24 protein-coding genes are annotated in these 26,468 nt (G+C 68.5%); 19 read left to right on the top strand and 5 right to left on the bottom strand.

The window, feature by feature from the left end; translation table 11 throughout:
• The first annotated feature begins 129 nt into the window (after positions 1-129).
• Together mutS and fdxA are read left to right on the top strand one after the other, a co-directional pair.
• On the top strand, positions 130-2,769 hold the full coding sequence (gene mutS, locus F817_RS0102895) for a DNA mismatch repair protein MutS (RefSeq protein WP_024326237.1): 2,640 nt from the start codon (positions 130-132) through the stop codon (positions 2,767-2,769).
• A 208-nt stretch (positions 2,770-2,977) separates the two neighbouring features.
• Positions 2,978-3,301, top strand: coding sequence for a ferredoxin FdxA (fdxA, locus tag F817_RS0102900; protein ID WP_024326238.1), 324 nt, complete (start codon positions 2,978-2,980; stop codon positions 3,299-3,301).
• Positions 3,302-3,560: 259 nt separating this feature from the next.
• Here fdxA and F817_RS0102905 read toward each other — a convergent pair whose 3' ends face one another.
• The 4 genes from F817_RS0102905 to F817_RS0102920 are packed head-to-tail and all read right to left on the bottom strand — an operon-like array spanning position 3,561 to position 6,448.
• Entirely contained in the window at positions 3,561-4,526 is a 966-nt protein-coding gene (locus F817_RS0102905; protein ID WP_024326239.1) for an arsenic resistance protein, read from the bottom strand.
• Positions 4,527-4,559: 33 nt separating this feature from the next.
• Complete coding sequence (locus F817_RS0102910; protein WP_024326240.1) at positions 4,560-4,949, bottom strand: membrane protein; 390 nt, start codon at positions 4,947-4,949, stop codon at positions 4,560-4,562.
• 55 nt (positions 4,950-5,004) lie between these two features.
• Positions 5,005-5,895, bottom strand: coding sequence for a DMT family transporter (locus F817_RS0102915; protein ID WP_024326241.1), 891 nt, complete (start codon positions 5,893-5,895; stop codon positions 5,005-5,007).
• A gap of 40 nt (positions 5,896-5,935) precedes the next feature.
• Complete coding sequence (locus F817_RS0102920; protein ID WP_024326242.1) at positions 5,936-6,448, bottom strand: hypothetical protein; 513 nt, start codon at positions 6,446-6,448, stop codon at positions 5,936-5,938.
• A gap of 125 nt (positions 6,449-6,573) precedes the next feature.
• Here F817_RS0102920 and F817_RS0102925 point away from each other — a divergent pair, with 125 nt between their 5' ends.
• The 17 genes from F817_RS0102925 to F817_RS0103005 all read left to right on the top strand — a co-directional run bounded on the left by F817_RS0102925 (position 6,574) and on the right by F817_RS0103005 (position 25,373).
• Positions 6,574-7,452, top strand: coding sequence for a decaprenyl-phosphate phosphoribosyltransferase (locus F817_RS0102925; RefSeq protein ID WP_018950715.1), 879 nt, complete (start codon positions 6,574-6,576; stop codon positions 7,450-7,452).
• Complete coding sequence (locus F817_RS0102930; RefSeq protein ID WP_024326243.1) at positions 7,449-8,423, top strand: lysylphosphatidylglycerol synthase transmembrane domain-containing protein; 975 nt, start codon at positions 7,449-7,451, stop codon at positions 8,421-8,423. The genes F817_RS0102925 and F817_RS0102930 overlap by 4 nt, the downstream gene beginning before the upstream one ends.
• Positions 8,424-8,798: 375 nt before the next feature.
• Positions 8,799-10,097 (top strand): FAD-binding oxidoreductase, encoded by a 1,299-nt coding sequence (locus F817_RS0102935; protein WP_024326244.1) that lies wholly within the window; start codon positions 8,799-8,801, stop codon positions 10,095-10,097.
• Between the two features lie 5 nt (positions 10,098-10,102).
• Complete coding sequence (locus tag F817_RS0102940; RefSeq protein WP_369774201.1) at positions 10,103-10,855, top strand: SDR family oxidoreductase; 753 nt, start codon at positions 10,103-10,105, stop codon at positions 10,853-10,855.
• Between the two features lie 286 nt (positions 10,856-11,141).
• Positions 11,142-11,822: an HAD-IB family hydrolase gene (locus F817_RS0102945; RefSeq protein WP_024326246.1), complete on the top strand. Its 681-nt coding sequence runs from the start codon at positions 11,142-11,144 to the stop codon at positions 11,820-11,822.
• On the top strand, positions 11,819-13,321 hold the full coding sequence (locus F817_RS0102950) for a glycosyltransferase family 39 protein (protein WP_024326247.1): 1,503 nt from the start codon (positions 11,819-11,821) through the stop codon (positions 13,319-13,321). The genes F817_RS0102945 and F817_RS0102950 overlap by 4 nt, the downstream gene beginning before the upstream one ends.
• A gap of 142 nt (positions 13,322-13,463) precedes the next feature.
• Positions 13,464-14,489 (top strand): ABC transporter substrate-binding protein, encoded by a 1,026-nt coding sequence (locus F817_RS0102955; RefSeq protein ID WP_231369383.1) that lies wholly within the window; start codon positions 13,464-13,466, stop codon positions 14,487-14,489.
• Positions 14,486-17,383, top strand: coding sequence for an EAL domain-containing protein (locus tag F817_RS0102960; protein WP_024326249.1), 2,898 nt, complete (start codon positions 14,486-14,488; stop codon positions 17,381-17,383). Before F817_RS0102955 ends, F817_RS0102960 begins: the two co-directional genes overlap by 4 nt.
• Positions 17,384-17,455: 72 nt before the next feature.
• Positions 17,456-18,025, top strand: a complete 570-nt coding sequence (locus tag F817_RS0102965; protein WP_024326250.1) for an invasion associated locus B family protein — start codon at positions 17,456-17,458, stop codon at positions 18,023-18,025.
• Between the two features lie 42 nt (positions 18,026-18,067).
• A complete protein-coding gene (locus F817_RS0102970) occupies positions 18,068-18,631 on the top strand; it encodes a Na+/H+ antiporter subunit E (RefSeq protein WP_024326251.1) in 564 nt (187 codons plus the stop codon).
• On the top strand, positions 18,628-18,954 hold the full coding sequence (locus F817_RS0102975) for a monovalent cation/H+ antiporter complex subunit F (protein WP_024326252.1): 327 nt from the start codon (positions 18,628-18,630) through the stop codon (positions 18,952-18,954). Before F817_RS0102970 ends, F817_RS0102975 begins: the two co-directional genes overlap by 4 nt.
• A complete protein-coding gene (locus tag F817_RS0102980; RefSeq protein ID WP_024326253.1) occupies positions 18,944-19,240 on the top strand; it encodes a monovalent cation/H(+) antiporter subunit G in 297 nt (98 codons plus the stop codon). The genes F817_RS0102975 and F817_RS0102980 overlap by 11 nt, the downstream gene beginning before the upstream one ends.
• Positions 19,237-20,232, top strand: coding sequence for a hydrogenase subunit MbhD domain-containing protein (locus tag F817_RS0102985; RefSeq protein ID WP_024326254.1), 996 nt, complete (start codon positions 19,237-19,239; stop codon positions 20,230-20,232). Before F817_RS0102980 ends, F817_RS0102985 begins: the two co-directional genes overlap by 4 nt.
• Positions 20,229-20,657 (top strand): NADH-quinone oxidoreductase subunit K, encoded by a 429-nt coding sequence (locus F817_RS0102990; protein ID WP_024326255.1) that lies wholly within the window; start codon positions 20,229-20,231, stop codon positions 20,655-20,657. The genes F817_RS0102985 and F817_RS0102990 overlap by 4 nt, the downstream gene beginning before the upstream one ends.
• Positions 20,654-22,138 carry a complex I subunit 5 family protein gene (locus F817_RS0102995; RefSeq protein WP_024326256.1) on the top strand — a complete coding sequence of 495 codons (1,485 nt, stop codon included), beginning with the start codon at positions 20,654-20,656 and terminating at the stop codon, positions 22,136-22,138. Before F817_RS0102990 ends, F817_RS0102995 begins: the two co-directional genes overlap by 4 nt.
• On the top strand, positions 22,135-23,658 hold the full coding sequence (locus F817_RS0103000) for a complex I subunit 5 family protein (RefSeq protein ID WP_369774202.1): 1,524 nt from the start codon (positions 22,135-22,137) through the stop codon (positions 23,656-23,658). The genes F817_RS0102995 and F817_RS0103000 overlap by 4 nt, the downstream gene beginning before the upstream one ends.
• Positions 23,655-25,373: a complex I subunit 5 family protein gene (locus F817_RS0103005; RefSeq protein ID WP_024326258.1), complete on the top strand. Its 1,719-nt coding sequence runs from the start codon at positions 23,655-23,657 to the stop codon at positions 25,371-25,373. Before F817_RS0103000 ends, F817_RS0103005 begins: the two co-directional genes overlap by 4 nt.
• A 74-nt stretch (positions 25,374-25,447) precedes the next feature.
• On the opposite strand, the gene F817_RS0103010 is transcribed toward F817_RS0103005, so the two are convergent.
• Complete coding sequence (locus F817_RS0103010; protein WP_024326259.1) at positions 25,448-26,350, bottom strand: alpha/beta hydrolase; 903 nt, start codon at positions 26,348-26,350, stop codon at positions 25,448-25,450.
• Positions 26,351-26,468 lie beyond the last annotated feature (118 nt).

Below are 26,468 nucleotides of genomic sequence, written 5' to 3' on the forward strand. Positions count from 1 at the left end.
TCCTCCCTGGCGTCGCGTCAGTTACCCTGCCAAGAGTGTGGCACAACCACGGCCACGCTGACCCACCTGCCAAGAATCACACAGCATCCGTATACTGCGCGTTTGCCCGGATCGAGCGTCGCCGAACCGATGAGCACTGCCGAACCCCTTTCCGCCCACACCCCGATGATGCAGCAGTACCTCGGCATCAAGGCCGAGTACCCGGACACGCTGCTGCTCTACCGCATGGGCGATTTCTACGAGCTGTTCTACGACGACGCCGAACGCGCCGCCGGCCTGCTCGACATCACCCTGACGCGGCGCGGCGAGTCCGCCGGGCAGCCGATCCCCATGGCCGGGATCCCGGTGCACACCCTGGAGAGCTATCTCGCACGCCTGCTAAAACTGGGCGAGAGCGTGGCCATCTGCGAGCAGACCGGCGCCGTCGGAGAACAGAAGGGCCCGGTCAAGCGCGAGGTCGTGCGCATCGTCACCCCCGGCACGGTCACCGAGGAGGCCCTGCTGGACGCCCGCAGCATCAACCGGATGGTCGCGGTGTGTCCCGCCAGCTCGGCCGCAATCAAGGGCCGCAAGGAGGGCTACGGGATTGCCAGCCTGGAGTTCGCCTCCGGCCAGTTCCGCCTGCTGGAGGTGCGCGACGCGACGGAACTGGCCGCCGAACTGGCACGGCTGGACCCGGTGGAATGCCTGATCCCGGACCAGGCCGCGCCCATCCCCGGGATCGAGGGCTTCGCCCCGCAGCGCCACGCCGACTGGCATTTCGACGGTGTCTCCGCGCGGCGCGTTCTCACCACCCACTTCGGCACCCGCGACCTCTCCGGCTTTGGCTGCGACGGCCTCGACCTCGGCATCGCCGCTGCCGGTGCCCTGCTCGCCTACGTGCAGAACCGCCATCGCGGGGATCTCGCGCACATCACCGGCCTGGCGCACGAGCTGCGCAGCCAGATGCTGGTGCTGGACCCGGCCACCCGCCGCAACCTGGAGCTGACCCGCACCCTGGGCGGCGAACGCCACGGATCCCTGCTGGCCCTGCTGGACACCACCCGCTCGGCGATGGGTTCACGCCGGCTGCTGCAATGGCTGCACCAGCCACTGCGCGACCGCGTCATCATCCGCGAGCGCCAGACCGCAATCACCGCCCTGCTGGAGTCGGGGGCGACGACGTCCCTGCGCGACGCCCTCTCTGGCAGCGCGGATGTCGAACGCATCCTGTCGCGCATCGTCCTCGGCAGCGCCCGGCCGCGCGACCTGACCGCCCTGCTCGCGAGTCTCGAACGCCTGCCGCCCCTGCACCAGGCCCTGACCCCGCTGGCCGCCAGCGCGGCCTCCCTGCAGGCGCTGCACGAGGCCCTGGCCCCGGAAGACGAGCTGAGCGCGACCCTGGCCGCCGCGCTGGTCGAGGAGCCCCCGCTGCGGGTCACCGACGGCGGCATGATCCGTGCCGGCTTCGATGCCGAGCTGGATCGCCTGCGCGCACTGGAGAACGATGCCGACTCGTTCCTGCGCGAGATCGAGGCGCGCGAGCGCGAGGCCACCGGGATCCCCACGCTGAAGGTCGCCTACAACCGGGTGCACGGCTACTACATCGAGGTCTCGCGCACGCGCTCGGCGGAGCTGCCCGGGCGCTTCATGCGCCGCCAGACGCTGAAGAACGCCGAGCGCTACACCACCGAGGAACTCAAGCGCTTCGAAGACGAGATCCTCTCCGCCCGCGAGCAGGCCATGGCCCGCGAACGCGCCCTGTTCGATGGCCTGATCGCCGAGCTCCAGGGTCGCGCCCCGCGCCTGCGCGTGATTGCGGACGCGCTCGCCGAACTGGATGCTCTCGCCTGCCTGGCCGAGCGGGCCCAGCGCCTGGACTGGCACTGCCCGGAACTGGTCGACACGCCCGGCATCCGCATCGAACAGGGTCGCCACCCGGTGGTGGAGGCCGGCCTGGATGCGCCCTTCGTCGCCAACGACACCGGGCTGGACCCCGAAGAGCGCAGGCTGCTGGTGATCACCGGCCCCAACATGGGCGGCAAGTCCACCTACATGCGCCAGACCGCGCTGATCGTGCTGCTGGCCTGCATGGGCAGCTTCGTGCCAGCCGCGCGCGCGCAGATCGGGCCGGTGGACCGGATCTTCACCCGCATCGGGGCCTCCGACGACCTGACCTCCGGGCGCTCCACCTTCATGGTGGAGATGACCGAGGCCGCCAATATCCTGCACAACGCGGGCCCCGAAAGCCTCGTGCTGATGGACGAGATCGGCCGCGGCACAAGCACCTTCGACGGCCTCGCCCTGGCGCTCGCCTGCGCCGAACGCCTGACGCGCCACAATCGCGCCCTGACCCTGTTCGCCACGCACTACTTCGAGCTGACGGCGCTGGCCGAACGCGAACCGGCGGTCGCCAACGTGCACACGGATGCCATGGAACACGAGCACAGCATCGTGTTCCTGCACCAGGTCCGCGAGGGGCCGGCCAATCAGAGTTACGGCCTGCAGGTCGCCCAGCTCGCCGGTGTTCCGGCCGACGTGCTGAAGCTCGCGCGCAGCCACCTGCGCGAACTGGAGGATCGCGCGGCCGCCACCGACTCGCCCCAGCTCGGCCTGTTCACGCCCGCGCCACCCGAGGTAACAAGCGATCCGGAACCGGAACCACAAACGACCCCGGAAGAACGCGCCCTTAAGGCCCTGTTCGACACCCTGGATCCCGACGAGATGTCCCCGCGCGAGGCCCTGGACGCGCTGTACCGGATGAAGGAGGCCCTGCGCGACCCCGAATGACCCGGTCGTTGCGAGGTCCCGCAGGGGCCGTGGCCATCGGCTGGGCGCTGGTGCGCCCCCCCGAATGTGGCCAGGGTTCGCCCGGGATTCCCGACAGCCGCGGGGGAGGCGTTACAATGCGGCGAAATCCTGCCGGCTGGTGGCGCCACGGCCCGACCGGTCAGCGGAAACGACCGGTCATAAGACTGAATTACAAGGGAGAAACACCATGACGTTCGTCGTTATCGATAACTGCATCAAGTGCAAGTACACCGACTGCGTCGAGGTCTGCCCCGTCGACTGCTTCCATGAAGGCCCGAACTTCCTGGCCATTGATCCGGACGAGTGCATCGACTGCACCCTGTGCGAACCCGAATGCCCGGCCGAAGCCATCCTCCCGGAAGACGACGTGCCAGAGGACCAGCTTCATTTCATAGAACTCAACGCCGAGCTGGCCCGCACATGGCCGGTGATCACCGCGCGCAAGGACCCACCGGAAGACGCCGAAGAATGGGACGGCGTCGAGAACAAACTGCAGTACCTGGAGCGCTGACCCCGGTCGAACCCGTCCCGGTCAGCCGGCCACCCCGCGCGGCCCCGTGCCGAGGCCCGCGCTCGGACGAGGCGCGACCCGCGGAACAAGTCTTGTGTCCAGCCTGGCGGCGCACGACGCCCACCCTTCGCACTACGCGCCCGGGAAGCGCTCCAGCCATGATCGCCTCCGCGGATGGCGGTATCGGCCGCCGACATCCCGCCTGCACGTGCTTGAGGGTCGATCCGATACGGAAGATACGGGGCTCGGAAGCACCGCCTCAGGCGGGCTGGCGACCGGGAAACAGGTGCCGGGGGATCCACCACAGGTACACCGCCATGCCGACCAGTTCGACCAGGGACTGGAACACCACCACGACTACGGCGAGTTCCAGCCCCTGCGGCAGCGCAAGGGCGATCGGGAGCACCACGAAGGAATTGCGCGAGCCGAGGCTGAACGCCAGTACCCGCCCCTGCGCCACCGGCAGGTCGAACACCCGGGCCAGCGCCCGCGCCAGCAGGGCCGCGACCGCCAGGAAACCGGCAAAGATCAGTAGCAGGGGCAGCAGCACGTCGGCCCCGTCACGCACAGTGTTGGCCTGCGAGGCCGCGATGATGAACACCACCACCGCCAGCAACGGGACCGGCAGCCAAGCCAGGCCCGCGGTCAGACGCCCGCGGCCGGGGTCGTCGCCGGCCCAGCGTTCGGTCAGATAGGCGAGGATCAGCGGGACCAGGATCAGCCCCGCGAAGGCCTTGAGCACGTCCTCGCCAGCCAGCGCCAGGGTGAACTCGCCGCCAAAGAACAGCCACAGGTACAGCGGCAGCAGGGCCAGCTGCATGAGCAACGAGATCGGGGAGAAGGCGATGGCGCGGCGGGTATCGCCGCCGCCGAGATGGGTGAAGGTGATGAACCAGTCGGTGCAGGGCACCAGGAGCACCAGGGCGATCCCCAGCAGGATCGCCGGATCACCCGGCGCCACCTGGAGGATCGCCCAGACCAGCGGCGGGATCACCACGAAGTTGCCGATCACCGCGGCCAGCAGCAAGCGCGGCTCGCGGAACGCCTCGCCCAGGTGGATCAGCGGCGTCTGCGTGAAGGTGGCGTACAGCAGCACCCCGAGTACGGGCCAGAGCACCACATCCAGCCACTCGCTGGCCCCCGGCGCGGACACCCCCAGGAAGAGCCCCAGGGTAATGGTCACCAGGTAGATCAGGACCTGGTACTGCTCCAGCCGCTCACGCATTCGCGAACGCGGCACCGGAACGGCACAAACCGCTTACCAGAGCCAGGTTTCGGGTTGTTCGATGGCACGGTTGTCGTTGTTGGCCAGCAGGCCCTTGATGCAGCGCACCAACATCCAGATGATCAGGGCCAGGAAGATCAGGAACCCGATACCGATCGGGGACGTGATGACCCCGATCACGGCAAACAACAGCCCGATCCAGAATGTGCGGATCTGGTAGGTGAAGTGCGAGACACTCACCGAGTCGGCCTCGCCGCGCTTGATATAGGCGATGATCAGGCCGGCGATGGCGGTCAGCGCGGTCAGGAAGCTCACCAGATACAGCACGTAGACCACCGTGACCATGGTGACGTCCTTGCGCGGCCCGGCGGCGGGCTCGCTCACCTCACTGCGCACGACTTCCGGTTCTGGATCTTCCGACACCTGGCACCTCCTGTAGATTGGCTCACGCGGCCAACTTAGCAGACTTGTCCGCTGACTACCCGGGCCCGCCCAGCACGATGAGCACGATGCCCGCGAGCGCGAAGACGAAGCCCGTCAGCTGCACCCGCGACATGCGCTCGGCCTGGAACAAGCGCGCCATCAGCGCGGTCGGGGCCGGCGACAGCGCCCCGGCCACCGCGATGATCGACAAAAGCCCCATGCGCACGGCCACCACGAACGCGAGCGTGGCCGCCGCCTGGAACAGTCCGGCCAGCGACAGCAGCACCAGGGTGGACCGGCTCATCCCGGTCTGCGGGCGGCGGATCAGCATTACCACTAGCAAGGCCGCCGCGCCCACCGCCGACGTGGCCACCACCGGCCAAAGCGGCGAACCCGCCTCGGCCTCGTTGAGGAAGACGAAGACCAGGCCGAAGCAGACCCCGGCAATGGTCGCGTCCACCAGTCCGCGCACCGGGTGCTCGCCCCGGGCCAGCGCCATCAGGCCGCGCACGGGCTCGTCCAGACGTCGCGGGCTGGCCTTGCGGGACCCGCCCGAGATCATCCCGATCGCCACCACGATAGCGGCGACCCCGGCCAGCGCCAGCGGTCCCGGCTGCTCGCCCATCACCAGCCCGACCAATAGCGGGACCAGGGCCGAGATCACACCGGTCACGGCGGCCACCAGTCCCATCGAGCCCTCGGCCAGGCCGTGGTAGTAGGCCAGAAGCCCCAGGGCCAGGGCGAGCCCCGAGGCACCCCCCCAGAGCAGGGCCTGGGTGCCCGGCAGCCCCGCCAGCGGGAGGGCAATCACCAGCAGCGCGACGGTGGCCAGGATCTGTGAATAGCAGGCCACCACCAGTGCCGGGATACGCCGGGAGGCCAGGCCGCCGAAAAAGTCCCCGGCGCCGAATCCAAGGGCCGTCAGCAGCCCCAGGAAGAAGGCCATGTCAGGCCCGGGCCCGACGAGGGCCCGTCATGCGCGACGCCTAGTCGCGGGCATTGTCGAGCATCTCCTGCAGGGCCTCTTCGCTACCGGCGTGACTGACGCCAGTCACCACGCCCTCGCCATCCAGCAGGACGACGGTCACCTGTTCGCGCTCATGCGGAAGGAAGCCGGCATCGGCCGCGCTGGAGGTCACCACGATGGAATAGTCCCGTGCCTGCATGCGCGGCAGCACCACGTTCTGCATCGGTTGCGGCGGCATCTCGTGGATATCGGCGATGTAGATGATGCCCAGCGCATCGCGCGCCTCGGCGCCCATGCCATCCAGCACCGCATTGGCCACACCAGCCGGCGCGGCCTCCACGGTCTTCAGGATCACGCGGGCATCGCCCGGCAGCTCCACCGGATTGCCGTGCTGGTCGTTCAGGGTGCGCTCGGGGAACGGCTGACCCTCGGCGAACTCGGGCTCCGGGCCACCGCCGGACATGCAACCGGCGACAAGCCCGGCCGCGGCCAGCAGGACGGCGGGCAGAAAGGATCGGGCGATACGGGACATGACAGTTCTCCTGCGAGTCAGAACATGGGGATCAGGGCGCGCAGCACGGGCGCGCTTCAGCGCCGCCGATGGTAACGCATCGAGTGCGTCAGTAGACTGCAACGACCTTCACGACCGACGCCTGCATGCTGTATTCGCTGATCAAACTGCTGCGCCCGCACCAGTACATCAAGAACGGGTTCGTGTTCCTCGGTGTGGTGTTCGCGCACGAGTGGGGCGAACCCGGCACGGTGCTGGCGGCCAGTCTCGCCTTCCTCGCCTTCTGCGCGATCGCCAGCGCCGTGTACGTGCTGAACGACATCGTCGACGTCGAGGCCGACCGCCAGCATCCGACCAAGCGCGACCGCCCCATCGCCAGCGGTGCGATCAGCGTCCCCACCGCCTGGGCGATCTTCGCAACGGCGGCGGTCCTCGCGCTGGTCCTCGCGGCGATGGTCAGCACCTGGGTCATCGCGCTGATCCTGACCTACCTGGTGCTGAACGTGGCCTATTCCTGGTCGCTCAAGCACATCGTGATCCTTGATGTATTCAGCATCGCGGCCGGCTTCATGCTGCGCATCCTCGCCGGCACCCTGGGCCTGGGCATCGAGCCCTCGCAGTGGCTGCTGCTGTGCGGCCTGATGCTGACGCTGTTTCTCGGCTTCGCCAAGCGCCGCGCGGAGCTGGCCGACGACACCATCGAACGCCGCGGCAACGCCGATCGGCCGCGGCGCGTACTCGACGACTACAGCCTCAGCCTGCTCGATCAGTTCACCTCCATCAGCGCCGCCTGCACGGTACTCGCCTATGGCCTGTACACCGTCAGCGCGGAGACCATGGCCCTGCACGGCACCGACGGGCTGATCTATACCCTGCCGTTCGTGATCTACGGCATCTTCCGCTATCTGTTCCTGCTGCACGCCCGCGGCGGCGGCAACGACACCTCGCGCGACCTGGTCACCGACCCCCACCTGCTGGCCACCGTTGCGGTGTGGCTCGGGGTCACCATCGCCGTGCTCGCATGAGCACGATCCGGCTCTCCGGCTGGCGCCTGCGCGGGCTCGTGCTTTCGATCATCGTGGCCGTCGCCCTTTATCTCGGGGTCGCCCTGTGGGCGGGGGCCGACGAGGTCTGGCGCGCCCTCAAGCTGGTGGGCGTCGGGGGGCTGCTGCTGGCCCTGGCACTTTCACTGGTGAACTACAGCCTCCGCTTCACCCGCTGGCAGCTGTACCTGCACACCCTGGGCCATGCGGTCCCGGCCGCCGCGAGCCTGCACATCTACGTGGCCGGCTTTGCCCTGACCACCACCCCTGTCAAGGCCGGGGAGGCCCTGCGCGGGGTGCTGCTGAAACGTCGCCACGTACCCTACCCCGACAGCTTCGCGGCGTTCGTCTCCGAACGCCTGTCCGACCTGATCGCGGTGGTGCTGCTGTCCATGCTGGGGCTGACCCTGGTCGCGCAGGGCACCTGGCTGATCCTGATCGGTGCCGCCTGCATCCTGGCCGCGCTGGTGGTGCTCGCCTGGCGCCGGCCGCTGGCGTGGCTGCAAACCGTGAGCGACCGCCCGGGCCAGCGTCTGTGGCGCACCCTGCACCATCTGGTTACCGTCCTGCTGCAGGCGCGGCGCTGCCACCGGCCCGCCCTGCTGGCCGGCGCCACCGTGCTCAGCGTGATCGCCTGGAGCGCGGAGGCCCTGGCCTTCTGGTGGATCCTCAACGCCATGGGCTTCGAGGCCACGTTCGCCTTTGCCGCGTTCGTGTTCGCCCTGGCCATGCTGGCGGGCGCATTGAGCTTCCTGCCGGGGGGGCTCGGCGGCACCGAGGCGGTGATGATCGCCCTGCTGCTATGGGCCGACATGCCACCGGCCGATGCGGTCGCGGCGACCATGCTGATCCGCTTCACCACGCTGTGGTTCGCGGTGATCCTCGGCCTGATCGCGCTGGGCACCAACCCCGAGGCCCGCGGCCGCGAACTCCCGGACGAGCACCATGCGTAGGCGCCTCGCTCTCACCACGTCATGGCGAAGCCCTGTAGGAGGCCAGCCCCCTGGCCGATGGGGTGCAACCAATGCCCCAATCGCCCGGAGGGCCGGGCTCCTACAGGTTCGAAGCCACAGAGCCGCAGGGTCCGCAAGATTCTCCTGGTGCCATCCCGACATCGTCGTGCGCAACCGACATTCCACAACCCCGTCATTGCGAGGACCCGCAGGGGCCGGGGTACAAAAGCGCGTAGCGCGTCGAACGGCCGCAGGCCGGCCCGAAGGGCGAGTGCAGCGAGTTATCCCCCAATGCCGGGAACAGCTTCTGGAGATTGCCGCGGCCCCTGCGGGGCCTCGCAATGACGGGTACGGGAAAGGCGCCGGAGGCCTTGCATGACCGCCAGCTGGAACCGTATCCCGCGGGTCGAGCACGCCGCCGAGGTCGCGCTGGGCTGGCGCGGTCGGGCCTTGCCCGATGTGCCGCGGCCTCTGCTCGCCCACGGCCTGGGGCGCAGCTATGGGGACGTCTGCCTGAACCCGGAGGCCTCGCTGCTGCACACGCCGGGGCTGGATCGCTTCGTGGCCTTCGACGCGGCCACGGGACGGATGACGGCCGAGGCCGGGGTATCGCTGGATGCGTTGCTGCGCTTCGCCGTGCCGCGCGGCTGGTTCCCGCCGGTGGTGCCCGGCACGCGCTTCGTTACCCTGGGGGGTGCGGTCGCCAATGACGTGCACGGCAAGAACCACCACCAGGCCGGCAGCTTCGGCGACCATGTACGCGCCCTGACCCTGCGTCGTTCCGATGGCCAGGTGCTGGAGGTCACCCCCGAGAACACACCCGACTGGTTCGCCGCGACCGTCGGCGGCCTGGGCCTGACCGGCCTGATCGAGACCGTGACCCTGCAGCTGGCCCCGATCCGCAGCGCCTGGATGCGCGCCTGGTCGCAGCGCTTCGACTCGCTGGACGCGTTCTGGGAACTGAACACCCAGTCCGAGCGCGAGTGGCCCTACACCGTGGCCTGGATCGACTGCCTGAACCCGGGAGCCGGCGGCCGGGTCGGTCGCGGCATCTACAGCGGCGGGCGCCATGCGACCACCGCGCCGCGCAAGGACGCCTGGCACGAACGCCGCCGCAGCATCCCGCTGGACCCGCCGGTGTCGCTGGTCAACCGCCTGACCCTGCGCGCGTTCAACCACCTCTACTACCGCCAGCCGGTACACGCGACCCCGCGCGCGGTCCATCACCTGCCCTGGCTGTTCCCGCTGGACGCCATCCGGCACTGGAACCGGATCTACGGTCACAACGGGTTCTACCAGTACCAGTGCGTGCTGCCGCCGGCGGCTTCAAAGGACGGCGTGCAGGCCCTGCTGGATGCCATCGCCGCCAGTGGCCAGGGCTCGTTCCTCGCGGTGCTCAAGACCTTCGGCGACCGCGCCGCCCCGGGCCTGCTGTCCTTCCCGCGCCCGGGTGCCACGCTCGCGCTGGACTTCCCGGAAAAGGGCCGCGACACCGAACGCCTGTTCGCGCGCCTGGACGCGATCGTGCAGGAGGCCGGCGGTGCCCTGTACCCTGCGAAGGACGCACGCATGCCGACCGACGTCTTCCGCCAGGGGTTCCCCCGCTGGGAGGCCTTCGCCGAGTATGTGGACCCCGAATTCTCCTCCGGCTTCTGGCGCAGGGTGACTGCATGAACCCAATGAAGAACGTTGTCCTTTTTGGTGCCACATCGGCCATTGCCTCCGCGGTGGCGCGGGAGTTGGTGGACACCGGTGCCCGGCTGTTCTGCGTGGCCCGCGACGGCGAGGCGCTGGAGGCCCTGCTGGCCGACCTGCGGGTGCGTGGCGACGACCCGGACGGCGCCCGCATCCTCGGCGCCACGGCGGATCTCGCCGACATCGACGGCCACGCGGCCATCTGGCAACAGGCGCAGGAGGCCCTGGGCGAGGTGGACAGCGTGCTGCTGGCCTGGGGCACCCTGCCCGACCAGGCCGCCTGCAACGCCTCGGTGGACGAGACCCTCGAGGCGATCCACGTCAACGGCACCAGCGCCATCGCCCTGCTCGCCCGCATCGCGCCGGACTTCGAGGCCCGCGGCCGGGGCGTGATCGCCGCCATCGGCTCGGTCGCCGGCGACCGCGGGCGCCAGAGCAACTACGCCTATGGCACGGCGAAGGGCATGCTCGCGATCTACCTGCAGGGCCTGCGCAACCGGCTGTTCTTCAGCGGTGTGGACGTGGTCACGCTCAAACCCGGCTTCGTGCGCACCCCGATGACCGAGGGCTTCAACCGCGCCGGCGCCCTGTGGGCCGAACCGGAAACGGTCGCCCGGGGCATCATCCGCGCCATGCACCGTGGCCGCGACGTGGCCTACCTGCCCGGCAAGTGGTGGGTCATCATGACCATCATCCGCCTGATCCCCGAATACCTGTTCAAGCGCCTCAAGCTCTAGGGAAACACTGATCCATGTACACACTCGCGTTGGAACCCCAGGTTTGCCGAGACCAGGCGCGGTGCGCAGCCGGTAGTGGTTCTACCGGCAAGGGCCGCAACGCAGGATCGGGGAACCTGGGGTGCCAACCCCACAAGCGATTGAATGCAGGGGCTCGGCCGCTTTTGCGTGGGAACGGCGTTGCGGTTCCCTTGTGCAGAATGACTGCACGCCAGTCACCGCGCCTTGTTCGCACGCAAAAGCGACTCGAGCGCGAGCGTGTACATGGATCAGTGTTTCCCTAGCCATGTCCGCCTCCACCCGGCCCGGCCCCGCGCGGCAGATCGTGCTGTTCGATTTTGATGGCACCCTGACCCGGCGCGACAGCCTGTTCCCCTTCCTGCGCCACGCACTGGGGACAGTGGAATTCCTGCGCCGCCTGCCGGACTGCCTCCCCGCCCTGACCGGCCTGGCGCTGAAGCGCCTCTCCAACCAGGACGCGAAGGAGGCCGTGCTGACCCGCATGCTGGCCGGCGAGACCCTCGCCCACCTGCAGGCAAAGGGCCGCGAGTTCGCCGAGGGCCGCCTGGACCGGCTGCTGCGCCCGGCGGGCATGCGCGCGATCCAGGCCCACCAGGCCGCGGGCCATGACTGCGTGCTGGTGTCCGCCTCGCTGGATCTCTGGCTGCAGCCCTGGGCCGAGCGCCACGGCCTTGCCGGCGTAGTCAGCTCGCGCCTGGCGGTCGATGACAGCGAACGCGTGACCGGACGCCTCGACGGTACCAACTGCCGGGGCGCGGCCAAGCCGGCCGCCATCGCCGCCTGGCTGGCGACCCTGCGCCCGAAGGAGCCGGTGGACCTGGTCGCGGCCTACGGCGACAGCGACGCCGACCAGCCAATGCTGGAGCTGGCCCGCAGCGGCTACCGGCTGCGTCGGGGCCGCTTCCGGCGCGTCCACGGACCCGCCCTGGAGGACACCCCCGAGTGAGACCGACACCCAACTCGTGGCCGTGGCTCGCGCGCCACTACGGCGCGATCCTGCTGGCCGTTCTGCTGGTCAAGATCGGCATGGCATGGGCGCTGCCGATCACCGGCGACGAGGCCTATTTCCTCATCTGGGGCCATCACCCGGATCTGGGCTATTACGACCACCCGCCGATGATCGGCTGGTGGCTTGGCGCCACCCTGCCGCTGTCGGACCACCCGCTGGCGATCCGCGCCCTGGGCATCTTCGCCTCGATGGCCCCGGCGCTTGCGGTCTTTCTCTGGTGGCGACATACCGATCCGGTCCGGGCGCGCCTGGTCTCGCTGCTGGCGCTGTTCATGCCGCTGTTCTTCATCGCGGTCATCACCGCGACGGACACCCCGCTGATCCTGTTCGCCCTGCTCGCCACCGGCCTCGCCTGGCTGGCGCTGCGCACCGGGCGCGCGGCCTATTTCCTGCTCGCCGGGCTGGCCCTGGGGCTGGCGTTCCTGTCCAAGTACTTCGCGGTGCTCCTGGGCATCGCGCTGGGGCTGCACATCCTGCTGTTCGCGCGGCAGCACTGGCGCGGCCTCTTGCTGATCATCCTCGGCGTGGTGCCGGCGGTCGCCCTCAACCTGTACTGGAACTGGGACAACTGCTGGTACAACGTGATGTTCAACGTCGTGAACCGGCATGGCGACGGCGGCTTCGATCCGGGCAACTGGCTCACCTACGCGATCCTGCTCGTCTATCTGTTCACGCCCTGGCTGCTGTGGTTCTACGCCCGCCAGTGGCGCGCCCTGGCCGCCGGCATCCGCGAGCACCAACTGGGCGTGTTCCTCTCCGCCGGGCTGATCCCGCTGATCCTGTTTGCCCTGCTCGCCCCGTTCAAGAGCATCGGGCTGCACTGGCTCGCCGCCTTCGCGCCCTTCCTGCTGCTGCCCGCGCTGTTCCTGGCCCGACGCTCGCTGACGCTTGGCGTCTGGCTCTCCGGGGGCCTGGCGATGCTGCACGCCGTCGCGATCCTGACCCTCGCGCTGATGCCGGTGGAATGGCTGAAGGGCCAGGACCGCTACGCCGACGCCGTGTTCTACCTGGCCCCGGAATCGGTGGCCGGGGTGGTGGGCGAATACGACGCGGACTGGCACGTCTTCACCCGCAGCTACTCGCGCTCGGCGGTACTGGGCTACTACGCCGGCCGCGAGGTCGGGGTGTTCGGCCCCGGCTCGCACTATGGCCGCCAGGACGACCTGCTTACCGACTTCCGCGCCCTGGACGGTGCCAACCTGCTCTACGTCCCCACCCGCGGCGAGCTGGACCCGGCGCATGTGGAGCCCTTCTTCGACGAGGTGCGCATACGCGAAGTCACCATCCGCGGCGTCGACTGGACCCTCGCGGAGGGCCGCGGCTTCGACTACGCCGCCTACCACGATCGCGTCCTGGAGCCCGTGCTCGCGCGCTACTACGACTTCCCGGACTGGCTACCCGAGGGCCGCTGCGCCTTCACCGACCGCTACAACTAGGCCCCAATCGCCCCGTCGTTGACGGGGGCTTTCGCCGTCGGGATACTCGAGACCAGTGGCATCTCTCTCGATGTTTCTCACGGATGGCGAAAGGACTCGCGGCCAGGTGACCCCCGAACCAGGACCCTTGATGGTGAATTCAATGATCCGGCGATCCCGTCACAAGGTCGTCGTGTCCCCGTGGTGGCGGCATGCCGCGATTGTTCTGGTCGCAGCAGTCTTGTTACTGGCCGCGTGCGGGACTCGCGACGAACCACCCCTGCGGGTCGCCACCATCGAGTGGATCGGGTATCAGCCCCTGAACATCGCCCTGGAACGGGGTGAACTGCCGCGCGACGAAATCCGGCTGGCTCACTTCACGTCCAACACCGAATCCCTGCGGGCATTCCGTAACGGCAACGTCGATGTGGCCGCGCTGACACTGGACGAAGCCCTGCTGCTGCGTGCCGATGGGCACGACATCCGGGTCATCCTCCTGATGGACTATTCCCACGGTGCGGACAGCATCCTGGCCCGCCCGGGCATCGGGACGCTCGCCGAACTCGAAGGTCGGCGCGTTGGAGTCGAGAACTCGGCCGCAACCGCTTACCTGCTGGCACGCGGGCTGGAGCACGCCGATCTCGATGCCGACGCGGTGGAGGTGATTCGAGTGGATGCCGGACGCCATGCGGAGGCCTTCCGCCGCGGCGAAGTCGATGCCCTGGCCACCTTCGAACCGATCCGCAGCCGCCTGTTGCAGGAAGGGGCCGTGGAGTTGTTCGACAGCACCCGCATCCCGGGCGAGATCGTCGACGTACTGGTCGCACATCGCTCGGCCCTGCAAATCCACCGGAGACACTTGGCGGACCTGGTGAACGCCTGGTTTCGGGCCCTGAACCATCTGGAACAGGACCCCGTGGATGCGCGCACGATCATCGCGCGTCATACCGAGCTTTCCCCGGAGCACCTGCAGCAGGCGCTGGACGGGGTGCAATTTCCGTCGCTCGCGGACAACTGCCGCGCCCTGGCGGACCAGGGCCAAATGCTGCAAGACACCACCGCTCGGCTGGTCGAGCATATGCGCAAGAATAATCTTCTGTTCGGGGTTGTGGAACTGGACACCCTGTTCGATGACCAGGTCGTACAATCGGCGGGATGCCCCGCCGGGTCGACGGGGCATGCTGGATGACCCGCTGGCTCTACCGATTCCCGGTCAATGTCGCACTGCCCCTCCTGCTGTTCGTGGCGGCCCTGGTCCTGGCGACGCTTTACACGGTCGCGCTGATCGAAGACCAGAAGGAAGCCATCCTGACGAATGCCGAGCGCGAACTGACCACCGAGATCAGCCGTCTACAGCGCCTCGTACAAGCCGCCATCAGCCAGTCCGATACCGCCCGAGTCCAGGAAGAGGTTGCCGCCCTGGGTCCGGATATACGGGTCAGCCTGGCACGGGTCATCGACGACCAGGACCGGGTTCTGGCCGCCCTGGATCGCAGTACAGTGGGGCAGCCTCTGATAAACAGCCGGCAGGGGGTTGACACCACTGCACTCGAGGAACCGATCCGCGACCTCCTGTCAGCGGCACGCGCACAGCGCGCGGCACGGGTACGACACGTCCCCGAAAGCACCGCCCTGATCGCCGTCGCCCATCTCGAGATCATCGGGCCGGCCGCCCGGCTCGGACCCAGTCCTTCAGGTGCGATCATCCTCGTCTGGGACCTGTCCTACCCGTTCACTCAGGCGCGCGAGGCGGCCCTTCAGTCAGCCGCACTCATGAGCCCCGTGCTGCTGGCTGCGTTCATTGCACTGTGGTGGCTGCTGTACAGCGTGCTCGGCCGACGCCTGAGCCTGCTGACCCACGCCGCCGAGCGCATCGCCGCCGGCGAGACCCGACAGCGTGCAGAGGTCACGGGCAACGACGAGATCGGGCGTCTGGCCGGCGCGTTCAACCGCATGACGGACAGCCTGGTCGCGGAACAGGAGGCCCTGCGGACCAGCGAACAGCGTCTGCATCTGGCGCAGACCTATGCGGGGATCGGGAGCTGGGAGTGGAACATCGCCAGTGACCGTGTGATCTGGACCGAACAGACCTATCGCCTGTTCGGGGTGGAACCGGATGACCCGGACATCTCCTTCCAGCGCTACCTGGATCAGATCCTGCCCGAGGATCGCGAACGGGTGCGCGAAGCGATCCACTCGGCGTTCGAGACCGGTGAGCGCTATGTGGTGGAACACCGCCTGCGCGGCCCGGATGGCGAGATCCGCTGGGTTCTGGGCCAGGGCAACACCTTGCGTGATGCCGCCGGGAAGCCCATGCGGATGTACGGCGTGGTCCAGGACATCACCCAGACCAAGCAGGCCGAAGAGGCCCTGTTCCGCGAGAAGGAACACGCCCAGGTCACCCTGTCCTCGATCGGCGATGGCGTGATCACCACCGACACCGAAGGCTGCGTCCGTTTCCTGAATCCGGTGGCCGAATACCTCACCGGCCATGACAACGAAAGCGCCCGTGGCAAGCCACTGACCGAAGTCTTCCGGATTCTCAACGAATTCTCGCGTCAACCGGCCATCGATCCGGTCGCACGCTGTCTGCGCGAAGGACGCATCGTGGGCCTGGCCAATCACACGATCCTGCTGCGTACGGACGGGGAGGAGTTCGCCATCGAGGACTCGGCTGCCCCCATCCGCGCGCGCGACGGCGAGATCACGGGTGTCGTCCTGGTGTTCCACGACGTCACTCATGCGCGCGATCTGGCCAACCAGCTCTCCTGGCAGGCCACACACGACCCGTTGACCCAGTTGCCCAACCGACGGATGTTCGAGGACCGCCTGCAGCAACTGGTCGCGGGGCCGGAAAACCCGACCGGGTCCGAACATCACACGCTGCTCTATATCGACCTCGACCAGTTCAAGGTGGTCAATGACATTGCCGGCCATCCCGCCGGCGACCAGATGATCCGCCAGGTGGGCAGTCTGATGCTGGATCAGGTTCGCGAAACCGACCTGCTGGCCCGTCTGGGCGGCGACGAGTTCGGTGTGATCCTCGCCCATTGTGATGTCGGGCATGCGCGGCGCGTGGCGGATGCCATCCACTCCGTGCTGGACGAATTCCGCTTCAGCTGGGAGGAGCGCATATTCCGCATCAGCGCCAGCATTGGCATCCTCGAATTCCGCCCCGGGGCCCAAACCGTGGCCGAGCTGCTGAGCCGCGCCGACATGGCCGTCTATGCAGCGAAGAACGCGGGCCGCCACCGCTCGCATGTCTTCCATCGCGACGATGCCGACCTCCAGCAGCATCATCGCGAAATGGACTGGGCCACTCAGATCTCGGAGGCCGTGGAACACGACCGGCTGGTCCTGTTCGCGCAGGAGATCCATCCGCTGGCGGATCCGTCACCGGAATCTCCGCAACAGGGACTGGCATTCGAGATCCTGGTGCGGCTGCGCGACGCGGAAGGCAACCTGATCGCACCCGGCGTGTTTCTCCCGGCGGCCGAGCGCTTCAATCTGATCAGCATCGTCGATCGCTGGATCATCACCCGCGCCTTCTCGATGGTGGCTGCCCATATCGTTAAGCACGGCGAACACAGCATCCGTCACTGCGCGATCAACCTCTCGGGCGGCACGCTTGGCGATGAAAGCCTGTTGCCGTTCATCAAGAACCAGCTCAGTCTGCACCACCTGCCGCCGTCCATCTTCTGCTTCGAGATCACCGAGACCTCGGCCATTTCCAACTTCCAGGCCGCCCTCCGCTTTATACGTGATCTACGCGCCATGGGGTGTCGCTTCGCCCTTGATGACTTCGGTTCGGGACTCTCATCGTTTGCCTATCTGAAGACCCTGCCGGTCGACTTCCTGAAGATCGACGGCAGCTTCGTGCGCGGCATTGATCAGGACCCGGTGAACCGTGCTCTGGTCGGTAACATTCACAGCATCAGCCGGTTGCTGGACAAACAGACCATCGCCGAATTCGCCGAGGACGCCCCGACCATTGCTCGGCTGCGCGAACTGCGGGTGGACTTCGCCCAGGGCTACGGACTCCATCGCCCCGAACCTCTGGAGGATCTTCTGGACAAAACCTGAGCGCCTTCAGGGCACCCGCTTGCGTGGCGCGCTAGAGTAGGACCACGTTTCAACATCGGAGCGACCCCTGTCATGCCTATGGCCATCCAGTCTTTTCCCCACGCCCGCCGCAGCCCTTTCGTTGCCATTGTTGCCCTGCTGCTCACGGCCCTCGCCGCCCCGGGGGCGGCACAGGACATGGGACAACCCGGCCAACCGCAGCAACCCGCGCAGCAGGAGCCGGAAACCACCGTCTACCAGGACTGGGAGGTCGCCTGTATCGACACCCCGAACGGCGAGCGCTGCCGGATGCAGCAGACGCTGCAGATCCAGGACGAACAGGCCCAGGGCCTGTTCCTGCAGGCGACCGTGCGTCGCGAGGGCGAGCAGCACGTGATCGAGGTGCTGGTGCCGCTGGGCGTGGATCTGCGACCCGGCATCCGCATGCAGGTCGATGACGCGGGCGAGGAGATGGACGCCGGCTTCGTGACCTGCGTGCAGCAGGGCTGTGTCGCCGGACGCGAACTGAACAGTCGGCAGATGAGCGCGCTGCGCGGTGGACAGGCCCTGACGGTGGCCTTCCGCGCCCTGCACCAGGAACAGCCGTTCGTCTTTGACGTGTCCCTGATGGGCTTCACCGACGCCAGCAACCAGTTGCAGTAACCCGGACACCCGTCCACGGCCGAACCGTCAGGCGACTCAACGATGGCACGCGCATTGGCCCCGCGCCAACCGGATCGCGGCTTCCCCGGGCGCGGGCGGTCACGCACCCGGCGGGCGGTCGCGACAATGGCCGCGGCCGCAATGCTGTGGTGGATCCTCGCCGGCAGCGGGGCGCTCCTGGAGCCGCTGGCGCTGCTCGCCATCCTGCTGGCCGGGGTCACCAGCCTGCTTCTGCCGGCCGGGCGCCCGCTCCCGTTGCGGCTCCGCGCCCTCCCGGGCCTTCTCGGATTTTTCCTGCGCAGCTCGTTCCTGGGCGGACTGGATGTCGCGCGTCGCGCACTGGACCCGCGCCTGCCGATCGATCCCGGCTTCGTGACCTATCGGGCCGATCTGGCCCATGGTCCGCCCCTGACCCTGTTCATGGCCGTGATCAGTCTCCTGCCCGGCACGCTCAGCGTGCGCCTGGAAGGGCGGCTGCTGACGCTGCATGTACTGGACCGCCATGCCGACACCCGCGCGGCACTGAGCACGCTGGAACGCCGCATCCGCGCGGCCTTCCGCGATCCGCGGCACCGGCGGAACGATACCAACGGGGAGACGCCATGAGCCTCTTCTACCTGTTCGCAGCACTGTTCCTGCTGGGCACGATCCTGCTGGGTCTAGTCCGTGTGTTGCGCGGTCCGGGCTCCGGTGACCGGATGCTGGCGGCACAGCTGTTCGGCACCACCGGCGTGACGATCCTGCTACTGCTCTCGCTGGCTCTGGAGGAATCCGCCCTGGTGGATGTGGCGCTGGTCTTTGCGCTGCTGGCAGTCGTCGCGGCCGTGGCCTTCGTCCGCCAGCACGGCCTGCCAGAACCGCCGGATACCCCGACCCACCGCCAACAGCCGGAATCCGCCAAGCCGAAGGAGCCAAACGATGATCGCTAATACCCTGACCGTGATACTGATCCTGGCAGGGCTTGTTTTCTTCGCGGCCGGCACCGCCGGGATGCTGCGCTTTCCCGACGTCTACTCGCGCCTGCATGCGCTGACCAAGGCGGACAACGTCGGGCTCGGGCTGGTGGTGCTCGGGCTGATGTTCCAGGCCAGCGGACCGTCGGATATCCTCAAGCTGCTGCTGATCTGGCTTCTGGTCCTGGCCGCGGGGACCACCGCCGCGCACATGGTGGCGCAACGGACCTGGACCCACGGAGAGTTCGAGTCGGATCGATGAACGCCCTGCTGGTCCTCTTCGATCTGGTCCTGCTGGCCGGCATCGTCGGGGTGGCCTGGCGCTGCCTGGCGAGCACCGACCTGTTTCGGGCCGTGGTGCTGTTCATCACCTTCGGGTTGCTGCTGGCGCTGGCATGGGTGCGGCTGGAGGCGCCGGACATCGCGCTCGCCGAGGCCGCGATCGGCGCGGGCATCACCGGCGCCCTGCTCCTGGTCACGCTGGAACGCCTGCGCAGCATCATGGCCGAGCGGCGCAGTGGCCGCCCGCATACACCCCCGCCCGATCCCGCCGGGCCGCATGCCCTGCTGCGCGCCCTGCACGACCCGCCGCCCGAACGCCGGACCTTCATCCCTGCGCTGACATTCGCCCTGGTGGTCGGCGGCCTGCTGGCCACCGCGCTGTGGCACCAGCCGCAGTCGGTGGGCCTCGAGCCGGTGGTGGATGCCCACATGGACGTCTCGGGCGTCGATCACCCGGTCACCGCGGTGCTGCTGAACTTCCGCGCCTACGACACCTTCCTCGAGCTGGCCATCGTGCTGATCGCGCTGCTCGGCGCATGGTCCCTTGGGCGACATGACCTGATCCCGGCGCGCCCGGCGCCGGGCCCGATCCTCCCTGGCACCCTGCGGCTGCTGGTCCCGGTCGCGATCGTCACCGGGGTCTACGTGCTGTGGGCCGGGAGCCACGCCCCCGGCGGGGCCTTCCAGGCCGGCGCCATCCTTGGCGCGGCCGGCATCCTGCTGGTCCTGGCGCGACCGCACCAGCTGCCAATGGCGCCGGGGGTACCACTGCGCCTGGGTATAACCGCCGGCGTCGCCCTGTTCCTGCTGGTGGGGGTGTACGGCCTTGCCGCCGGGCACGGCTTCCTCGGCTATGCCGAGGCCTGGGCCTATCCCCTGATCATCCTGATCGAGGTCGCGGCGACGCTCTCCATCGCGCTGACCCTGGTGGCCCTGTTCGTGGCCGGGCGCCCGGCCGGGGACGACGCATGAGCGGCCTCGCCGAGACGGTTGTCCACACCCTGGCCCCGGGCCTGCTCTATCCCACCGGGGGGGCAATCCTGTTCGCCCTCGGCCTGTACGGGCTGATCCGCCGGCACCATCTGGTGCTGCGCATCCTGGCCCTGAACATCATGGGCTCGGGCGTGTTCATGGTGCTGCTGGGCGTGGCGGCCCGCGGCGAGGGCCCGCCGGACCCGGTGGCGCAGGCCCTGACCCTGACCGGCATCGTGGTCGCGGTCAGCGCGACCGCCTTCGCCCTGGCCCTGGTGGTGCACCTGACGCGGCTGACCGGCCACGCAGTGATGCTGCCCGGCCCGCCGGACGACGACGCCCCGGTAGAGGACATCTCGCGCGAGGAACACCACGCCGATGGTGGCCCGGCCGATCCCCCCCCCGACGAGGATCGGCCCGCATGAGCCCGCCAGGCGCGGAATGGCTCCCGGCGGGGATCGCCGGGCTGGTGGGGCTGTCGCTGGCGGTGGCGGTCCTGGCGACGGCCTGGCCGCGCCAGGCCCATCGCGTCGGCCTGCTGGGGGCGCTCGCGATCACGGCCTGGGTGCTCGGTCTGAGCGCGCTGTTCCTGAACACCGGACCGGATCCGGAGGCCGCGGCCACACGGGTGGCACTGGGGGGCTGGGAGGCGCCACTGGGCCTGATGCTGCATCTGGACGGGCTGTCCATGACCCTGCTGGTGCTCACTGCCGTGGTGGGGCTGGCGACCAGCCTCTACAGCCTGGGCTATGTGCATGATCGCATCGAGCGGCGCCAGTTCTGGCCCTTGTGGCTCTGGCTGTGGGCCGGCCTGAACATGCTGTTTCTCTCCGGCGATGCCTTCAATCTGTACATCACGCTGGAGGTGGTCTCGCTATCCGCGGTGGCGCTGGTCGCCTTCACCGGAACGGCCGCGGCGGTCTCCGGCGCGGTGCGCTATCTGCTGATCAACATCCTCGGCTCGCTCAGCTTCCTGATGGGCGTGGTGCTGCTGTTTGGGGAGCACGGGGTCCTCGATCTGGTGCTGCTGGAGGCGCGCACCGAGGCAGGCCCCACCGAACGCATGGCGGCCGTGCTGATGACCGCCGGGCTGATGCTCAAGGCCGCGCTGTTCCCGCTGCATGTCTGGCTGGCGCCGGCCCACGGTTCGGCCCCGGCGCCGGTCAGCGCGGTGCTCTCCGGGCTGGTGGTCACCGGGTCGTTCTACCTGATCCTGCGTCTGTGGATGGGCGTGTTCGCCCCGCTGGCCACCCCGGCCTTCGGCATCCTCGTCGGGATGCTGGGCGTGGCGGCGCTGGTCTGGGGCTCGCTGCAGGCCCTGCGCGCCGGGCGCCTCAAATCGATTGTGGCCTATTCCACCGTGGCCCAGTTCGGTTATCTGCTGGTCGCCTTTCCGCTGATGCTGGTGGATCCGGGTGCCTGGCGGGTGGTGGTGTTCTTCGCGGTCGTCCACGCGCTGGCCAAGGCCTCGGTCTTCCTGGCGGCGGGCACGCTGCAGCACGCCGCCGGGCATGATCGGCTGGCCGATCTCGGCGAGGTATTGCGGGCCCGGCCGCGCACGGTCTTCGCCCTGGGGCTGGCCGGCGTCAGCCTGATGGGGCTGCCGTTCACCGGCGGATTCATCGCCAAGTACCTGCTCCTGGAGGCCGGCCTGGGCACGGTACTGGCCGGTAGCTTCATCGGCGTACTGTGGGTGCTGGCGATCGCCGGCGGCGGCCTGCTCGCGGCGGCCTACGTGCTGCGTATGGTGGCCCCGTCGTTCCAGCGCGGACGCGCAGATGCCGGCGAGGCGGTCTCGCCGTGGATGGACTGGGTACCGCTGGGCCTGGCGACTGTCGCGGCGCTCGCCGGGCTGGCCGGGCCGCTGACCCTCAACACGCTCGCGCTGACGCCGGGGGCTCCCTGATGGACGGCGGCTGGCTGCTGCTCGCGATCCTTTTCAGCTCCCTCGGGCCGGGGATCGCGATCTTTTTCCTGCCCGAGCATCGCCAGGGCCTGCGTACCGCGCTGAACCTGGGCGGCGCCGGCACCAAGCTGGCGCTGGTCGCGTTCCTGCTGGACGGGGTGCTGCGCGGCGACGAGTACTATTTCAGTCTCCCGCTGATGCCGGGAATCGATCTGGTCCTGGCCGCGGACGCGTTGTCACTGCTGTTCGCCAGCCTGTCCGCCGTGCTGTGGTTCGTGACCACGGTCTACGCGATCGGGTATCTGGAAGGATCGCCCCGACGCAGTCGCTTCTTCGGGTTCTTCTCGCTTTGCGTCAGTGCGACGGTCGGCATCGCCCTGTCCGGCAACCTGATCACCTTCCTGATCTTCTACGAGATCCTGACACTCGCGACCTGGCCACTGGTGGTCCACCGCGGTACGCCGGCCGCGCTGCGGGCCGGACGGCTCTATCTCGCCTACACGCTGACCAGCGGGCTGGTGCTGTTCACGGCGATTGTCTGGCTCACGCTCCTGGCCGGGGCCGAGGGCTTTACCCCGGGGGGGTACCTCGACGGCCTGGCCGACACCCACGCGACCACCCTGCAGATCCTGTTCGTGCTGCTGATGATCGGCTTCGGGGTGAAGGCCGCGCTGGTACCGCTGCATTCGTGGCTGCCCATTGCGATGGTCGCTCCGGCGCCGGTCAGCGCGCTGCTGCACGCGGTGGCCGTGGTCAAGGCCGGGGCGTTTGGCATCATTCGCGTGGTCAACGACGTCTACGGGGCCGAACTGGCGATCGAACTGGGCCTGACTGCAGGCCTGCTGGTGGTCGCGGCCATCACGATTATCTACGGCTCCATCCAGGCCCTGCGCGCCGACGATCTGAAGCAGCGGCTGGCATTCTCGACCATCAGCCAGGTCTCCTACATCATCCTGGGCGTGGCGCTGGCCGGGCCGCTGGGCATCATCGGCGGGCTGGTGCATCTGGTGCACCAGGGCATCACCAAGATCACCCTGTTCTTCTGTGCCGGCAACTTCGCCGAGACCCTCGGCATCCACCGCATCAGCGAGCTCAACGGGGTCGGCCGGCGCATGCCGCTGACCATGCTCGCCTTCACCCTGGGGGCACTGGGCATGATCGGCCTGCCACCGTTGGCAGGATTCGTGACCAAGTGGCACCTGGGGCTGGGTGCGCTGGAGGCCGGCATGCCCTGGGTGCTCGGCGTGCTGGTCCTCAGCAGCCTGCTGAACGCGGCCTACTTCCTGCCGCCGGTGATCCGTGGCTGGCTCGGTGAGCGCCGCAAGCCGTGGAATGAACCGCTGCAGGCGCATGCCGGCCCGACCCGCTTCGAGACCCACTGGATGCTGCTGTTCCCGGTGATCTTCACCGCTGCGCTGGGCCTGCTGGTCGGACTGTTTGCCGGACTGGAGCTGAGCCCGCTGGGCTGGGTCAGCCTGATCGTACGACGCGACTATTCACTGCCGGAGTTCGGACTGTGAGCGCCGCCATCCTGCTCGCCGTCCCGCTGCTCCCGCTGCTACTGGCGGTATTCATCGGCCTGCGCCCGGGACAGGTACGCCTGAACCGCCTGGTCCCCTGGGCCGCGTTGCCCGGGCTGCTGCTCGCCGCACTGGCCCCGACCGGGCTCGAGGCAACCTTCGATAGCGTGCTGATGGGGACCCATCTGGCCGTCGACCCAACCGGGCGGGCGTTTCTGGCGCTGACCGCGGGCCTGTGGCTGGCGGCGGGTCTGTTCGCCCTCGGCGAGCGGCGGGGCGATACCCGGCGCCATCGATTTTACGTGTTCTGGCTGCTGGCACTGGCCGGGAATCTGGGCCTGGTCCTCGCGCAGGACGCGGCATCGTTCTACCTGTTTTTCTCCCTGATGAGCCTCTCCGCCTACGGGCTGGTGGTCCACTCCGGAAAGCCGGAGGCGTGGCGCGCCGGGCGGGTGTACCTGATCCTCGCGGTACTGGGCGAGGTGCTGCTCCTCGCCGGCCTGATCCTGGCGGTCCACGCCGCGGGTCAATCCAGCCTCGCGGCGGTCGCGACGGCCCGCCCCGAGGGTTGGACCCTGGCGCTGCTGGTCCTGGGACTGGGCATCAAGGCCGGCATGCTGCCGCTGCATTTCTGGCTGCCTCTGGCCCACCCGGCGGCCCCGGTACCCGCCAGCGCCGTGCTGTCCGGGGCGATGATCAAGGCCGGGCTGCTGGGCTGGATGCGGTTGCTGCCGCTCGACGCCACCGGGCATGCAGTGCTGGGCGAGACCCTGGTCCTGCTGGGCCTGGCAGCGGCCTTCCTCGGGGTCCTGGTGGGCGTTCTGCAGGTACGACCGAAGACCATCCTCGCCTACTCCAGCATCTCGCAGATGGGGCTGATGACGGTCGGCATTGGCCTGGCCCTGTTGCTGCCGGAGGCGCGCGGCTGGCTGCTCGCGGCGGTCACGCTGTATGCCGTGCATCACGGCCTGGCCAAGGGGGCCCTGTTCCTGACGGCGGGCGTGCAGAACCAGTGGCCGGGTACGCGCCTGGCCCGGGCCGCGTTTGCCCTGTTCACCCTGTTGCCGGCCCTGGCCCTGGCCGGGCTGCCGTTCACCAGCGGCGCGCTGGCCAAGAACACCCTGAAGGATCCGCTGGCTGCCGAGGCCTTGCCAGGCTGGCTGGCGCACACGGAGTTGCTGCTGACCTTCGCCGCGGCAGGCACCACCGTGCTACTGCTGCGTTTCCTGTGGCGCTGGCAGGCCGGACTACAGGCATCCACCGACGGACTTGACCGGCAGCGGTGGTGGGCCTGGGGCAGTCTTGCACTGATGGGGTTGTTGCTCCCGTTCGCGGTCCTGGTCGCCGGGCCCGGCGGTCTGCCCGTCGAGCCTCGGGATCTGTATGGCCTGGCCCTGCTGTGGCCGATCGCCCTCGGGTTCGTCCTTGCCGGCATCGCCTACCGGCTGATCCGTGACCGCGAGACCCCGCGCGTGCCGGAGGGCGATCTGGCCGTCCTGGCCGAGGCCGCCTGGAGCGGCGCCCGCCGTGCCCACCGAAACCTGGCCCTGCCACCACCCCGCCCGCGCCGGATGCCGGCACGCCTGCGTCTACTGCGCCTGAAACTGCGCCAGCGTCTGGAAGATGCCGAACGCGTCCTGACCCGATGGGAGACCATCGGACTGCTGTTCTCCGCCGCGATGCTCGGGCTCTACCTGACGCTGCTGGTCGGATAGCCCCTAACACGGGCACGAAAAAGGCCGGCCCGGGAATTCCCGGGCCGGCCTTGCACAACTTGAGGGCTTACCAATCAGTTCTGAGCGATGAAGTCCGCGGTGAAATCGGCCACGTCATCGGCGAAGAAGTCGCGGAAGAAGTGGCCCGCACCGTCCACGGTCATCAGGGTGATGTCGCCGCTGTCCTTCACCGCCTCGACCTTCTGCGGCAGGTCCGGCACCACGTCGTCCTCGGAGCCCACGATCACCAGCGTCGGGATCTGCATGCCGCGGATCACCGAGGGGGTGTCGTTCTGGCGAGTCGGTTCGTAGTAGCCAAGGAAGGCGCGCGGGGTCACGTCCAGCTCCTCGCAGTAGAGGAAGCGCACGTCCTCCATCAGAGTCTCATCCTGATCCATGCGCTGCAGTTCGCGGGCACGATCCAGCATCACCTGCAGCGGCAGGCCGCTTTGCTCCTCGAAATCCGCCGCGGCCTCATCCTCGTCATAGGTGGAAGCCGCCACCAGCACCAGGGCGCGGATGCCGTCCGGATCGTGCTCGGTCAGGTAGCGGGCGACCTGATTAGCGCCACGGGAGTGGCCGAACAGGGTGACCGGGCCGTAGCCTTCATCCTGCAGCCACTCGTGCCACAGGCTGACCTCCTGCAGGTGATCGTCGACCCCGTGACGCACCGGGGCGTCACACTCGAACATGCCTTCGCGCGCGTCGATGCCGTAGCTCAGGTTGATCGACAGCGAGTTCAGACCATGATCGGCCAGAAGATCCTGCACCGCCGCCATCACCTCCATGCGCCCGTGCGCCAGGGTACCGTGCAGCATCAGCACCACGCCGTCGGAGGGGCTCGCCCCCATTCCTTCCTTCATGTGACCGATGAGCGTCCGGTCCTCGTGTTCCAGTGTGACCTTCTCCGCGGCCATCGCCGAGGTGGTGAACAATCCGGCGACCGCCAGGGCGGTCAGGGCAATCCAGCGTGACATGGTCATCCTCCTGTGTTGGTCCGGAAATAGACTCGTGCGCGTTGGGAAAATTCCACCGCAGGCCGGGGGCGACTCCTGACAGCACGCGCGGTGCGGCGCATGATAGGGCCATCCGGAC

Source organism: Thioalkalivibrio sp. AKL19 (genome assembly GCF_000420165.1).
In the GTDB taxonomy this organism is placed as follows: Bacteria; Pseudomonadota; Gammaproteobacteria; order Ectothiorhodospirales; family Ectothiorhodospiraceae; genus Thioalkalivibrio.

What these genes read in the sequence shown, in the direction of transcription:
- F817_RS0102935 (WP_024326244.1), top strand. Translation starts at nt 8,799, where the DNA reads ATGACCGCCAGCTGGAACCGTATCCCGCGGGTCGAGCACGCCGCCGAG.
- F817_RS0102985 (WP_024326254.1), top strand. Translation starts at nt 19,237, where the DNA reads ATGAACGCCCTGCTGGTCCTCTTCGATCTGGTCCTGCTGGCCGGCATC.
- F817_RS0102940 (WP_369774201.1), top strand. Translation starts at nt 10,103, where the DNA reads ATGAAGAACGTTGTCCTTTTTGGTGCCACATCGGCCATTGCCTCCGCG.
- mutS (WP_024326237.1), top strand. Translation starts at nt 130, where the DNA reads ATGAGCACTGCCGAACCCCTTTCCGCCCACACCCCGATGATGCAGCAG.
- F817_RS0102945 (WP_024326246.1), top strand. Translation starts at nt 11,142, where the DNA reads ATGTCCGCCTCCACCCGGCCCGGCCCCGCGCGGCAGATCGTGCTGTTC.
- F817_RS0102975 (WP_024326252.1), top strand. Translation starts at nt 18,628, where the DNA reads ATGAGCCTCTTCTACCTGTTCGCAGCACTGTTCCTGCTGGGCACGATC.
- F817_RS0102920 (WP_024326242.1), bottom strand. Translation starts at nt 6,448, where the DNA reads ATGTCCCGTATCGCCCGATCCTTTCTGCCCGCCGTCCTGCTGGCCGCG.
- F817_RS0102955 (WP_231369383.1), top strand. Translation starts at nt 13,464, where the DNA reads ATGATCCGGCGATCCCGTCACAAGGTCGTCGTGTCCCCGTGGTGGCGG.
- F817_RS0102960 (WP_024326249.1), top strand. Translation starts at nt 14,486, where the DNA reads ATGACCCGCTGGCTCTACCGATTCCCGGTCAATGTCGCACTGCCCCTC.
- F817_RS0102915 (WP_024326241.1), bottom strand. Translation starts at nt 5,895, where the DNA reads ATGGCCTTCTTCCTGGGGCTGCTGACGGCCCTTGGATTCGGCGCCGGG.
- fdxA (WP_024326238.1), top strand. Translation starts at nt 2,978, where the DNA reads ATGACGTTCGTCGTTATCGATAACTGCATCAAGTGCAAGTACACCGAC.
- F817_RS0102970 (WP_024326251.1), top strand. Translation starts at nt 18,068, where the DNA reads ATGGCACGCGCATTGGCCCCGCGCCAACCGGATCGCGGCTTCCCCGGG.
- F817_RS0102980 (WP_024326253.1), top strand. Translation starts at nt 18,944, where the DNA reads ATGATCGCTAATACCCTGACCGTGATACTGATCCTGGCAGGGCTTGTT.
- F817_RS0102965 (WP_024326250.1), top strand. Translation starts at nt 17,456, where the DNA reads ATGCCTATGGCCATCCAGTCTTTTCCCCACGCCCGCCGCAGCCCTTTC.
- F817_RS0103010 (WP_024326259.1), bottom strand. Translation starts at nt 26,350, where the DNA reads ATGTCACGCTGGATTGCCCTGACCGCCCTGGCGGTCGCCGGATTGTTC.
- F817_RS0102925 (WP_018950715.1), top strand. Translation starts at nt 6,574, where the DNA reads ATGCTGTATTCGCTGATCAAACTGCTGCGCCCGCACCAGTACATCAAG.
- F817_RS0102930 (WP_024326243.1), top strand. Translation starts at nt 7,449, where the DNA reads ATGAGCACGATCCGGCTCTCCGGCTGGCGCCTGCGCGGGCTCGTGCTT.
- F817_RS0102995 (WP_024326256.1), top strand. Translation starts at nt 20,654, where the DNA reads ATGAGCCCGCCAGGCGCGGAATGGCTCCCGGCGGGGATCGCCGGGCTG.
- F817_RS0102905 (WP_024326239.1), bottom strand. Translation starts at nt 4,526, where the DNA reads ATGCGTGAGCGGCTGGAGCAGTACCAGGTCCTGATCTACCTGGTGACC.
- F817_RS0102990 (WP_024326255.1), top strand. Translation starts at nt 20,229, where the DNA reads ATGAGCGGCCTCGCCGAGACGGTTGTCCACACCCTGGCCCCGGGCCTG.